Source organism: Pseudoalteromonas sp. EB27 (assembly GCF_001974875.1).
Classification (GTDB): Bacteria; Pseudomonadota; Gammaproteobacteria; order Enterobacterales; family Alteromonadaceae; genus Pseudoalteromonas.
Genome location: NZ_MTQD01000017.1, coordinates 19,973 through 31,697 on the forward strand (window position 1 = coordinate 19,973; position 11,725 = coordinate 31,697).

Sequence of the window (11,725 nt, forward strand, 5' to 3'; positions counted from 1 at the left end):
ACATTTCGTGCCAGTGCTATTATTAACCTACTGATTTAACTAAATTAACATGAATTTAAATATTAAGGGAAATGCACTGCATTTCCCTTGAGCATATTAATTAAGGACAGTCATATGTTAAAAGCACCACAAAAACTATTATTAACGGCACTATTAACTACCACCCTAAGCGCTTGTCAAAGCACCTCCACAAATGTTACGTCAGGTCAAAATTCACCAGACATAAACACTGTCGCCCAAGAACAATACAATGGGCCTAAAGCTCGTATTGCTGTTGCACGCTTTACCGACAAATCAAACAACTCAAAATGGTGGCGTAAAGAAATAGGCGACGGTATGGCTGATCAATTAACTACAGCTCTAGTATCAACAAATCGCTTTATTGTTTTAGAGCGCCAAGCGCTTGATGCTGTTTTATCAGAACAAGACCTAGCAGCCTCAGGTCGCGTTAGTGCATCATCGGGTGCCGCTTATGGTGAGATTGAAGGCGCTGAAATAGTCGTTATTGCAGCGGTAACTGAATTTGATGACGATAGCTCTGGTGCAAGTGTTGGCAGTGGCGGCTTTATGGGTGATGTATTTAGCTCTGTATCTGCTGGTTTCTCAGGCTCTCATATGGCGATTGATCTTCGTCTAATAGATACACGCACATCACGCATTTTAGCTGCAACAAGTGTTGAAGGTGGCAGTAAAGATTTTGACTTTACTGGAGCCGCAACCAACTTTGGTGGCGCACTTGTTGGCGGTAATATTAGTGGATGGTCTGATACCCCTAAAGAAAAAGCCCTTCGTGAAGTAATTATTAAAGCGGTTGAGTTTTTAGAAACTAAAATTCCAGATACTTACTATCGCTATAACAGTAACAACACTTTAGCACCGGGTTACACTGCGCCGCCACCGGCAGCTGTACAAGCAAAAACAGCCAGCAAGAGCGCTGTAACAGTTGATGTACCAACCCATAGAATGCCACATTATGAAAAAATGGATTTAGCAATGTCACGCCTAAGCTTAGTTTGTTTGGGTTACCTAAGAAATCAGCCTGACTACGAAGAGTTTGAAACACAAGATGTTGAATACGATCGTAAAACAGTTATCGCGCTTCGTGAGTATCAGCAAGACAAAAAACTCAAAGTAACCGGTTTAGCTGATGAAACAACCAAAAAGTCACTTGATGACAGTGGTTGTATTGCTAAAACGAACAAATCAAGCCTCGAAAGTATAAGCAACATGTTTAAGTTTAATTAATGGCTTTGGCTTGGGTAGCTAATAAAAAGAGCTACCCAAGTACTCACTATCTAGTTAGCGCCTTTAACAAGTGGTACTCCGTTATTACCTACCGGAATATAAACAGTTGTATGATTAGGTGACTCAGCCATTTTTATTTGTGCATTAATAGCTTCATGTTGAATGTAATTAGCTGTTAGTGTTGCGTTAATGATCTTCTGAGCTTGAGCAATCCCTTTGGCTTCTTCAACCCTAATTTCAGCGTCTTTTTTGGCAATCTCTTTTTGTGTTTCTTTTTCCGATAATAGCTGCTGAGCTGCCAATTTTTTCTCAACTGCATTAGCAACAATATCGGGGTAATTAATATTGCCTACTACAACGTTTGCAAGTTTAAACGGCGTTGTCGATAAATAACTTTGCAGGCGCAGAGTCACTTCTTTCGCAATTTTCTCACGATTTGTTTTAAGCTCACCACTATCGTATTTTTGTACTGTATCGCGCACATACGTTCTAAAAGTTTCACGTACAAAGCGTTTATACCAATTTTCGGCGCCGTACTGCTCTACCACAGTTTTAACAGAGCCACTCTCAATAGCAATAACAGCATGAAAATCAAATTTAATATTTAAATCATCATTCGCTAAGATTCTAAATGTCTCGGTATATGTATTAGGTCGCATATCGATGTTTACCACTTCATTTCGCAGTAATGACATACCGTAATTAGATGGGCCCTTCATTGTTCCTTGATAACCACCTTCACCAAATACACGCGGCTTTTCGAATACGTAGCCTTCTTCACCTGCGGGTGTGCTTGGGTTAGTACATGCAGTTAATCCAAAACCAACGACTCCTACAACCAATGCACCTTTAAATAGGTTATTAAACAATGTTTGTGTCCCGGAGTTTCTTGCTCTCATCATCTTTCCTTTAATTACTTTTTAATATTGTATAAACGTCACTTAACAAGCTTGAAGCACCAAACCTAAATGTATTTGCTTGCAGATAATCATCACCCATTATTGCGCGTGCTAGCGTTAAATAATCACTGGCATCGGCAACAGTTTTAACACCACCGGCAGCTTTAAAGCCCACACGTTTATCCGAGTTTTTAATGGCTGTTAGCATAATTTCTGTTGATTCAAGGGTTGCATTAATGGCCACTTTACCCGTACTGGTTTTTACAAAATCGGCACCACCTTCAATTGCAAGCTTCGTGGCCTGTGTTATTAGCGCTTCGGTTTTTAGCTCACCGCTTTCTATTATTACTTTTAGTTGCGCGCGCGACCCACATGCTTTTTTACTTTCGCTTACATAACTAAGTACTGTTTGAGCATCGCCCGCTATGAGTTTTTTGTAAGGAATAACCAAATCAATTTCGTCAGCGCCGCGCTCTATTGCAATAAGTGTTTCGTTAATTACATCACTCAGTGGCGCATCACCTGTTGGAAAGTTAGTAACCGTTGCAACTTTTACGTGGTTAAGCTCACGTGCTGCGAGTGCTATTTTTGCATCATCAACAAAGTCGCTATAAACACATACTGCGGCAGGCATGCCCAGCGTCGGGTTTATACTATCAACAAGCGCTTGAATGCTTTTGGTGGTATCGCTAGTGTTTAAGCTTGTTAAATCCATCAGTGCGACTGCTAATGCGGCATCATTTTGGTGTTGTGTCATTAGAGCTCCGTTGCCTCTTAAGTACAAAATAGAATATGCTTCCATATTAACAAATTAAACCAAACTCGCTATAGCTCATAACCAAACACTATAAGCTGTTTATTTTACTTGTAACTCGGCGCAATCCCTTGTTAACTAACTCTTAGGCCTAAAAAGCCCACCTATTATAACTTTTGGTTATATCAACTTGGTTTTAATTATTTTTTACTTATTGATAGCCGCTATATTCTGCTTATCAGAATAAAGCGTTTTCTTATATTTGAATTTGTTTAGGGGTCTTATTAACGTGCAGTATTTACCTATCTTTACCAAACTCGACAACAAACCAGTATTGGTTGTTGGCGGTGGAGAGGTCGCATTACGCAAATGTCGCGCGTTTTTAAAAGCGAGAGCGAGCGTTACTTTAGTAGCGCCTTGGTTTTGCGACGAACTAAAAGAGCATGCGCATAATAATGAAGTAACGCTTATTGATGCCTATTTTGATGAATCGCACCTTGATGGCAAAATGCTGGTTATAGCAGCCACTGACCGTGATGACGTAAACAACAATGTATTTGAGCTGGCAAACGCACGAAATGTATTTGTGAATGTGGTTGATGACCAACCTAAGTGTACGTTTATATTCCCATCCATTGTTGACCGCGACCCAATTACGATTGCTATATCAAGTGCAGGCACAGCGCCGGTACTTGCACGTCGCTTACGCGAAAAACTCGAAACCCTTATTCCGCATCATATTGGCCCTCTTGCAACACTTGTCGGTGGCTTTAGAGACAAAGTAAAAAAACGCTTTAAACATTTTTCAGACCGCCGCCAATTTTGGGAAGGCGTATTCGACTCATCTGTCGTGAGTAAAGTACAAACCGGTGATACTCAAGCCGCACAGCAACAACTAGAGCAAATGTTAGATGCTAAAGCCGAGCCTGAAGGCGAAGTATATGTAGTAGGAGCAGGCCCTGGCGATCCAGAGCTTTTAACACTTAAAGCACTGCAACTTATGCAACAAGCAGATGTGGTTGTATACGACTTTTTAGTGTCTGACGAAATTATGGAATTAGTGCGCCGCGATGCTGACCTTATTTGTGTAGGCAAACGTTTAGGCGATCATAGTGTTGTTCAAGACGACACCAACCAAATGCTGGTCGACCTTGCTAAACAAGGAAAAAAAGTGTGCCGCATTAAAGGTGGCGACCCGTTTATTTATGGTCGTGGTGGCGAAGAAGTACAAGTACTGGCTGCTAACAACGTAAATTATCAAATTGTACCGGGTATTACAGCTGCTGCAGGTTGTAGTGCGTATGCGGGTATTCCGCTAACGCATCGTGACCATGCACAAGCCATTCAATTTGTAACGGGCCACTGTAAAAAAGACGGCCAAGAACTTGATTGGCAATCACTGGCAAAAGCAAATCAAACGCTTGCTATTTACATGGGCGTAATTAAATCGCCGCACATACAAAGCGAGCTTTTAAAACATGGCCGTAAAGCCGACACCCCTGTTGCCATTATCGAAAACGGTACACGTAAAAATCAGCGTGTAGTAACAGGCCAATTAGGCGAACTTGCCGACTTAATTGAACGCAACAGCATTATATCGCCTGCGCTACTCATTATTGGTGAAGTAGCCGCCCTGCACTCGCAACTAGCGTGGTTTGGGAAAAACGAACAAACAAGCAGCTTTGCACAGCCGCTAACAGATGTATCAAATACATAACCGAATTTTAAATTTGTAACTTTTAATCATTTTAGTAGGACGACTAACAATGGCTTTAACTCACCTTCAGCAACTTGAAGCTGAAAGTATCAAAATCATGCGCGAAGTCGCCGCTGAGTTTGAGAACCCAGTAATGCTTTACTCTATTGGTAAAGATTCGTCGGTACTTTTGCACTTAGCGCGTAAAGCATTTTACCCTGCAAAAATTCCGTTTCCGTTATTACACGTAGACACCAATTGGAAGTTTCGTGAAATGATTGAGTTTCGCGACCGTATAGCTAAAGAATACGGTTTTGACCTACTGGTACACAAAAATCCAGAAGGCATTGAAATGGGTGTAGGCCCGTTTACGCATGGCTCTGGTAAACATACCGATATAATGAAAACCCAAGGCTTAAAGCAGGCACTTAACAAATATGGTTTTGATGCTGCATTTGGTGGCGCACGCCGCGACGAAGAAAAGTCACGCGCAAAAGAACGTGTTTACTCGTTCCGCGACAAACACCACCGTTGGGACCCTAAAAACCAACGTCCTGAGCTTTGGAATACTTATAACAGCCAAGTTAATCCGGGCGAAAGCATTCGTGTTTTCCCGTTGTCTAACTGGACTGAGCTAGATATTTGGCAATACATTTACCAAGAAAACATCGACATGGTACCGCTTTACCTCGCAAAAGAGCGCCCTGTTGTTGATCGCGACGGCACCCTAATAATGGTTGACGATGAGCGTATGCCACTTAACGAAGGTGAAGTACCGCAAATGAAATCTGTACGTTTTCGTACATTAGGCTGCTACCCACTTACCGGTGCAGTTGAGTCAACAGCCAGTACTTTAACCGAAATTATTGAAGAAATGCTGCTATCTACGTCATCTGAACGTGAAGGTCGTGTTATTGACCATGATTCAGCAGGCTCAATGGAGAAGAAAAAACGTGAGGGGTATTTTTAATGTCTAGCCAAAATAACGATACATTTAACGAAGTAAAAGAAATAGGCATAGACGCCTACCTAGCACGCCAACAAGACAAAAGCTTATTGCGTATGCTTACGTGTGGCAGCGTAGATGACGGTAAATCAACATTGATTGGCCGCCTACTGCACGACAGCCACCAAATTTATGAAGATCAGCTAGCAGCCCTTCATAAAGATAACGAAAAAGTAGGTAATGCAGGTGAAGATCTTGACCTTGCATTATTAGTTGATGGCCTACAAGCTGAGCGCGAGCAAGGCATTACCATTGACGTAGCGTACCGTTACTTTTCAACGGCTAAGCGTAAATTTATTATTGCCGACACACCTGGGCACGAGCAATACACGCGCAACATGGTAACGGGTGCATCAACAAGCGATGTCGCCATTATTTTGGTTGATGCGCGTTACGGCGTACAAGTACAAACTAAGCGCCATAGCTTTATTTGTGACTCGCTGGGCATTAAGCAGTTTGTTGTTGCCGTTAATAAAATGGATATCGTTGATTTTGACGAAACCGTGTATGAAAAAATTAAGGCTGATTACCTTAAATTTACTGAGCAACTTAACGTATCAAACATTAAGTTTGTGCCTATGTCGGCGCTTAAAGGCGACAACGTAGTAACACGCTCTGCACATACACCGTATTACACCGACAAGCCGCTACTTGAATTACTAGAAGATTCGCCAGCAGCCGAAACAGATACAGGCTTTGAAGCGCGCCTACCAGTGCAATATGTAGTGCGTCCTAACTTAAACTTCCGTGGTTTTCAGGGCACACTTACATCAGGCAAGATACACGTAGGCGATGCAATAAAAGTATTACCGTCGGGCAAAACATCAAGCATTAAAGAAATTGTTACCTTTGATGGCAACCTGGACAGCGCCGAAGCAGGCCAAGCAATTACCGTTACCCTAAATAACGAAATTGATATTAGCCGAGGGGATGTAATAGTACCTGCAAATTCAACGGCCGTTGTTACTAACCAGCTGCAAGCTAAAATTGTGTGGATGCATGAGTCGCCATTAGTATTAGGTAAAAGCTATAACCTAAAACTAGGCAGCAAAAACACCTCAGCTATTGTTACAAAAATTGATTACACGATTGATGTAAACACGCTTGAACACGGCACTGCCGATTCACTACAGTTAAACGAAATTGCGATTGTGACGCTTGAACTAACCGAAACTATTTTGGCAGACGAGTACCACAGCAATCACGAAACAGGTTCGTTTATCCTAATCGATCGCTTTTCAAACCTAACGGTTGCTGCGGGCATGATTGAACAAGTACTACAAAGCCAAGCACAGCAAAGTAACTTTAGCGAATTTGAAGTTGAATTTAACACCTTAGTACGCAAGCACTTTCCGCATTGGCAAGCGCTTGATATTTCTAAGTTATAAGTTGACTTTAGCCTGTTAGGAATTTAAAAGCATGGTAGAACAGCTCGTTTTAACAGGCATTATGCTTACCTTAGTCGGGTGCCTTTTTGGCACCCGTATTAATCCAGCATGGTTATTTGTAAGCGCCATTGGCACCAGCTACTTAGCAGGGCTAATCGATCTTGAAAGCATGTTAATTAATTATGCAAACCCGTCGCTTATCACCTTGGTACTATTGGTGTTAGTGTCGACCGCAATAGAAAAAACCACCCTAATTCAAAAGTTAGCGCAATCGCTATCTAAAGGTAGTTTAGTAAAATCGGTAACAAAATTGGGGTTATCAACCGCCTTTTTATCGTCGTTTACTAACAATACCGCCGTTGTTGCATCGCTTATTACCGCGATAAAAGACAATCCTAATCACTCCCCTTCAAAGCTATTGTTACCGCTGTCGTACACTGCTATTTTGGGCGGCACTATTACGCTTATTGGTACATCAACCAACTTAATCGTCAATGGCTTTGCAGTAGATGCGGGCATGGAACCGCTGGGCTTTTTTGACTTTACCTTAGTAGGTTTAGGCGCGCTAAGCGTAGGCCTAATTACTATTTTAGTAATGCTTAAATACTTACCCGACAACGGTAAAAGCGACCAAGAAGTCGTGCCTTTTTACCTAGAAGGTAAAGTACAAGCAAGCTCAAAATTAATAGGCCAAACCGTAGAAGAAAACGGCCTGCGTGATTTAAAAGACTTATTCCTTGCTGAAATTATTCGCGACGAGAGCCGCATTTGCGCAGTCACTCCGCAGCAAATTATCCAAAAAGACGACGTGCTGCTGTTTGTAGGTGACATAAAATCGGTGCCATTACTTACCCGTTTTGACGGTTTAAAAGTAGTGCACGAGAATCACCAAAAAGACATAGAACACTTAGTAGAAGTAGTCGTAAGTCAATCTTCAAAATTTATTGGTAAAACCGTAAAAGAAGCCCGCTTTAGAGAGCAGTTTCATGCTGCTGTTATTGCCATTCGCCGTGGACATGACCGCTTACAAGGCGGCCTTGGGCAAGTGCAATTACAAGCTGGCGACTCACTTATACTCGCACCAGGCAAAAACTTTTACACTTTGCCTAATTTAAAGCGCGAATTTGTGTATATTTCAGGGTTTGACTTACAAGCCCACCTTGCGCCTAAACAATCAAATATTGTGCTACTAAGCTTTGCTGCAGTACTGGGTTTAAGCATTATTGGCATAGTGCCGCTGGTTAAAGGCTTATTAGTGTTACTGATTAGCTTAATGCTCAGTGGCACCATAAAACTTAACGAAGTAAAACGCCGTTTCCCTATCGAGTTACTCGTAGTTGTAGGTAGCGCCATTGGCCTTGCTAAATTAATGATAGGCACCGGACTTGCCGGTCAAATATCCGACGCCATGTTTATGGTACTTGGCGACTTTGGTCCGTACGGCGCGTTTATTGCCATATTTTTAATGACCGTATTATTTACCGAGCTTATTACTAATAACGCAGCAGCTGCCTTGTCGTTCCCTGTTGCTTACTCGCTCGCGGTTGGTTTTAATGTAGACCCACTACCGTTTATTATGGCGGTTGCCTTTGGCGCATCAGCCAGCTTTATATCGCCATTTGGGTATCAAACTAACCTAATGGTTTATAGCGCGGGTAACTATCGCTTAAAAGATTACATAGTGATGGGCTTACCCCTTTCTATTATTTATTCAATCACGATATTAACCCTGATCCCGCTGGTATTTCCGTTTTAATACCTGCGCTCACAGCATGAGAGACTCTCACTATGGATGAAAATATAGTTTGGCATAACTACGCAACTACAAAAGCACAGCGTAGTGAGCAAAAAAAACATAAGCCCGCTATTTTATGGTTTACCGGCTTTTCAGGCTCTGGCAAAAGCACCGTAGCAAACGCACTAGAAGCGGCGCTTAATCAGCAAGGTACGCACACTTACCTGCTCGATGGCGACAACGTACGCCACGGTTTATGTAAAGACCTAGGCTTTAGCGACGAAGACCGCATTGAAAACATACGCCGCGTAGGCGAAACCGCTAAACTAATGACCGACGCTGGCTTGTTAGTACTTACTGCGTTTATATCGCCTTTTAGAGCAGAACGCGACATGGTGCGCAGCTTAGTAGATGACGGCGAATTTATCGAAGTATTTATCGATACCCCACTGGATGTATGCGAAAGCCGCGATCCAAAAGGCTTATACAAAAAAGCCCGCGCTGGAGAGATAAAACACTTCACTGGTATCGATTCAAGCTACGAAGTGCCAAACAATCCAGAAATAATTTTAGATACAAGTAAAAACACCCTAGACCAATCGGTTACACAACTGATAACGTATCTAAAACAAAAGCACATAATATAGGTTAACCCCATGAATCAAACCGAACTGCTAGAAGAAACCCTCATCCTTGCCCGCAAAGCAGGCCAAGCGATAATGGGAATTTACGAAAAGGATTTTAACGTTGAGTACAAAGCCGATGAAAGCCCCGTAACCGACGCCGATTTAGCAGCTCATAAACTGATTGTGGCAGGGCTTCAACAGCTCACACCTGATATTCCAATACTCAGTGAAGAAAACGCCGACATAAGCTGGGATGTACGCCAAACGTGGAAAAGCTACTGGTTAGTTGACCCAATCGACGGCACTAAAGAATTTATCAAAAAGAACGGTGAATTTACCGTAAACATCGCCCTAATTAAAAACGGCATTCCTATTTTAGCCGTAGTAGATGCACCTGCCCTTGGCGTATCGTACTTAGCCGCCGAAGCCATTGGCGCATTTAAAGATAAAGGCGATGAGCGAATTGAGCTTAAAGTAACAACTAAACCTAACAAAGGGTTAATTCGTGTTGTAGGCAGTCGCTCGCACCCATCACCCGATTTGGCCGAGTTTGTGAAACGCTTTGATGAGGTTGAAATGGTGTCTAAAGGCAGCTCACTAAAACTGTGTTTAGTCGCTGAGGGCAGCGCCGATATTTACCCACGCTTAGGTCCAACCTGCGAATGGGATACAGGTGCAGGCCATGCAATTGCCGAAATAGCCGGTGCAAAAGTGACTAAACTTGATGGCAGCCCGCTTATTTATAACACCAAAGATGAATACTTAAATCCGTATTTTATTGTAAGTGCGATAGAAGAATAAAAGTTAAGAGCTATCAGTTGTCAGCAAGATAAGTGATAGCTTTTACTATAAGAGTTACTCAGGGAGCATAAAGTAAAATACTTAGTAACGCTTAAGTTATTTGTTATGTAAAAGCTAACTTAATAAGCGCACTAAAGCATAGCAAAGTTATCAACAAACCAAGCGATAAAATAACCTTTTCCTTCAGGGTTTGCTCAGGCTTTTGGGCAAATACAAAAACAGTTCGGTAAAGTGTACTAGGCACTATTAAAACCAAGCCAATAAACGCAGGGAACATACCCAATATCAAGTTATATGCTAAACCTAAATTTTCCATCTGGCTGAATATAGCGCTAAACCCAACCCAAATAATAGCAACTGCAAAAAATGCAACGCCCACTGAAATCGATAAAAGTGCCATTTATTAAATTCCTTTTGTTTCATTCGAAATGAGAAATTAATTTACTTACATAAACTCATCAGTTTAACGATTCTGAAACGGCTATCTCTGCATCTATAATAGCTCGATGCGCCTTTAAACCAATACTACTAGAATAAAAGTCAGCAGCAATTTTTAACTCTTGTGCAGTTAATAATGAAGTGAGTTTGCTTTTAAAAATAATTTTAGCTGCATTGACATTAATTGGGTCAGCCATAACTTTTGAAGGCATTGACTCAATGAAGGCCCGCTTTTGGCTTTCTGGTAAATCTCTTAGTACTCCTGAAAGTATCTTTTCAGGACTAATATTCATTTCTCCCTCAAATGAACTTAAGATCTCTTCCATTTTGAGTGCTGCATAGAGTCGTTTAAATTGAACGTTTGAATCTATCTTATGAGTTGAAGTGCAGGCACAGGCCAGAAAAATAGATAAAAATAACAATAATTTACCCATGACAACCTTCTAATTTATAGATTTGAGTGGAAGTAAAAAACTGATCCTAATTCTTTTTTAATAGAGTACATTTAATTTATATTCAGCACTAAAAGCACTATCCCTCCAACAAATAGCACAAAATAAATCTTAACATGCCAGTTTTTTGAATAGTTTTCTTTATACTCTGTAAGCATTTTATCAATATCGCTAGATGTGAATTCATAGCCACATCTATAACAGGTTGCCATGCCTTTTTTAATATGAGCTTTGCACTTAACACATTTATAAATATACGTAAGTCGGTCTATATTGAGATAAGGATATCCGTTATCTTTATTTTTCATCCTGCCGACACCTAATAATATAAAGAGCTACTGGGCAAATATACTTTTTAAGGGATAAAGAAAGTAAAATAGGTGCACACACCGATGCCTATAATCAGCATAAAGAGCCGCTTTATTAAATTACCTTCAGTAGGAGGAATTTCCTCACCGGTATATGGTGCATAAATACTTCTCTTTAATATAAATGCATAGATATATCTATAACAAAAGAAAAATACAAACACACAAAACAACAACTTTTCTACTGACTCAAAACCTATGAAAAAAGCAGCTCCTAATATAAACCATACTATGCCGAATAATATAACAATGGCTTTCTTTTTATCCATGCGAACTCTCTTTACTGCCTTTGCTTTTCTTTAAGTTCTATACTTATA

Annotated in this window: 13 protein-coding genes; 7 read left to right on the forward strand and 6 right to left on the reverse strand. The window is 41.1% G+C overall.

Annotated features, from left to right (window positions below; translation table 11 throughout):
* Window positions 1-114: 114 nt before the first annotated feature.
* Window positions 115-1,245 (forward strand): CsgG/HfaB family protein, encoded by a 1,131-nt coding sequence (locus BW142_RS17265; RefSeq protein WP_076925755.1) that lies wholly within the window; start codon window positions 115-117, stop codon window positions 1,243-1,245.
* A gap of 50 nt (window positions 1,246-1,295) precedes the next feature.
* Here the strand turns inward: BW142_RS17265 and BW142_RS17270 are convergent, their stop codons facing one another.
* Together BW142_RS17270 and deoC are read right to left on the reverse strand one after the other, a co-directional pair.
* Complete coding sequence (locus BW142_RS17270; RefSeq protein ID WP_007580116.1) at window positions 1,296-2,144, reverse strand: SPFH domain-containing protein; 849 nt, start codon at window positions 2,142-2,144, stop codon at window positions 1,296-1,298.
* Between the two features lie 10 nt (window positions 2,145-2,154).
* Complete coding sequence (gene deoC, locus BW142_RS17275; protein WP_076925757.1) at window positions 2,155-2,901, reverse strand: deoxyribose-phosphate aldolase; 747 nt, start codon at window positions 2,899-2,901, stop codon at window positions 2,155-2,157.
* 286 nt (window positions 2,902-3,187) lie between these two features.
* Between deoC and cysG the strand changes: the two genes are divergently transcribed.
* The 6 genes from cysG to cysQ are packed head-to-tail and all read left to right on the forward strand — an operon-like array spanning window position 3,188 to window position 10,150.
* Window positions 3,188-4,615 carry a siroheme synthase CysG gene (cysG, locus tag BW142_RS17280; RefSeq protein WP_076925759.1) on the forward strand — a complete coding sequence of 476 codons (1,428 nt, stop codon included), beginning with the start codon at window positions 3,188-3,190 and terminating at the stop codon, window positions 4,613-4,615.
* A 49-nt stretch (window positions 4,616-4,664) separates the two neighbouring features.
* Window positions 4,665-5,564, forward strand: a complete 900-nt coding sequence (gene cysD, locus BW142_RS17285; protein WP_008133447.1) for a sulfate adenylyltransferase subunit CysD — start codon at window positions 4,665-4,667, stop codon at window positions 5,562-5,564.
* Window positions 5,564-6,988 carry a sulfate adenylyltransferase subunit CysN gene (gene cysN / locus BW142_RS17290; protein ID WP_076925760.1) on the forward strand — a complete coding sequence of 475 codons (1,425 nt, stop codon included), beginning with the start codon at window positions 5,564-5,566 and terminating at the stop codon, window positions 6,986-6,988. The genes cysD and cysN overlap by 1 nt, the downstream gene beginning before the upstream one ends.
* A 31-nt stretch (window positions 6,989-7,019) precedes the next feature.
* On the forward strand, window positions 7,020-8,744 hold the full coding sequence (locus BW142_RS17295) for an SLC13 family permease (protein ID WP_076925761.1): 1,725 nt from the start codon (window positions 7,020-7,022) through the stop codon (window positions 8,742-8,744).
* Between the two features lie 32 nt (window positions 8,745-8,776).
* Window positions 8,777-9,370, forward strand: a complete 594-nt coding sequence (cysC, locus tag BW142_RS17300) for an adenylyl-sulfate kinase (protein ID WP_010555008.1) — start codon at window positions 8,777-8,779, stop codon at window positions 9,368-9,370.
* A gap of 9 nt (window positions 9,371-9,379) precedes the next feature.
* The gene (gene cysQ, locus BW142_RS17305; protein ID WP_024589584.1) at window positions 9,380-10,150 is read left to right on the forward strand and encodes a 3'(2'),5'-bisphosphate nucleotidase CysQ; all 771 of its coding nucleotides are present in this window, start codon (window positions 9,380-9,382) and stop codon (window positions 10,148-10,150) included.
* A 103-nt stretch (window positions 10,151-10,253) separates the two neighbouring features.
* Here the strand turns inward: cysQ and BW142_RS17310 are convergent, their stop codons facing one another.
* From BW142_RS17310 to BW142_RS17325, 4 genes are all read right to left on the reverse strand, one after another.
* Window positions 10,254-10,550, reverse strand: a complete 297-nt coding sequence (locus BW142_RS17310) for a hypothetical protein (RefSeq protein WP_076925762.1) — start codon at window positions 10,548-10,550, stop codon at window positions 10,254-10,256.
* 58 nt (window positions 10,551-10,608) lie between these two features.
* Window positions 10,609-11,022, reverse strand: coding sequence for a hypothetical protein (locus BW142_RS17315; RefSeq protein WP_143475955.1), 414 nt, complete (start codon window positions 11,020-11,022; stop codon window positions 10,609-10,611).
* Window positions 11,023-11,093: 71 nt separating this feature from the next.
* A complete protein-coding gene (locus BW142_RS17320) occupies window positions 11,094-11,348 on the reverse strand; it encodes a hypothetical protein (RefSeq protein ID WP_076925764.1) in 255 nt (84 codons plus the stop codon).
* Between the two features lie 47 nt (window positions 11,349-11,395).
* Entirely contained in the window at window positions 11,396-11,677 is a 282-nt protein-coding gene (locus BW142_RS17325) for a hypothetical protein (RefSeq protein WP_076925765.1), read from the reverse strand.
* Window positions 11,678-11,725 lie beyond the last annotated feature (48 nt).

Excerpts from the sequence above, each read along its gene's own strand:
- BW142_RS17265 (WP_076925755.1), top strand. The coding sequence starts at position 115 with ATGTTAAAAGCACCACAAAAACTATTATTAACGGCACTATTAACTACC.
- BW142_RS17270 (WP_007580116.1), bottom strand. The coding sequence starts at position 2,144 with ATGAGAGCAAGAAACTCCGGGACACAAACATTGTTTAATAACCTATTT.
- deoC (WP_076925757.1), bottom strand. The coding sequence starts at position 2,901 with ATGACACAACACCAAAATGATGCCGCATTAGCAGTCGCACTGATGGAT.
- cysD (WP_008133447.1), top strand. The coding sequence starts at position 4,665 with ATGGCTTTAACTCACCTTCAGCAACTTGAAGCTGAAAGTATCAAAATC.
- cysN (WP_076925760.1), top strand. The coding sequence starts at position 5,564 with ATGTCTAGCCAAAATAACGATACATTTAACGAAGTAAAAGAAATAGGC.
- BW142_RS17295 (WP_076925761.1), top strand. The coding sequence starts at position 7,020 with ATGGTAGAACAGCTCGTTTTAACAGGCATTATGCTTACCTTAGTCGGG.
- cysC (WP_010555008.1), top strand. The coding sequence starts at position 8,777 with ATGGATGAAAATATAGTTTGGCATAACTACGCAACTACAAAAGCACAG.
- cysQ (WP_024589584.1), top strand. The coding sequence starts at position 9,380 with ATGAATCAAACCGAACTGCTAGAAGAAACCCTCATCCTTGCCCGCAAA.
- BW142_RS17310 (WP_076925762.1), bottom strand. The coding sequence starts at position 10,550 with ATGGCACTTTTATCGATTTCAGTGGGCGTTGCATTTTTTGCAGTTGCT.
- BW142_RS17315 (WP_143475955.1), bottom strand. The coding sequence starts at position 11,022 with ATGGGTAAATTATTGTTATTTTTATCTATTTTTCTGGCCTGTGCCTGC.
- BW142_RS17320 (WP_076925764.1), bottom strand. The coding sequence starts at position 11,348 with ATGAAAAATAAAGATAACGGATATCCTTATCTCAATATAGACCGACTT.
- BW142_RS17325 (WP_076925765.1), bottom strand. The coding sequence starts at position 11,677 with ATGGATAAAAAGAAAGCCATTGTTATATTATTCGGCATAGTATGGTTT.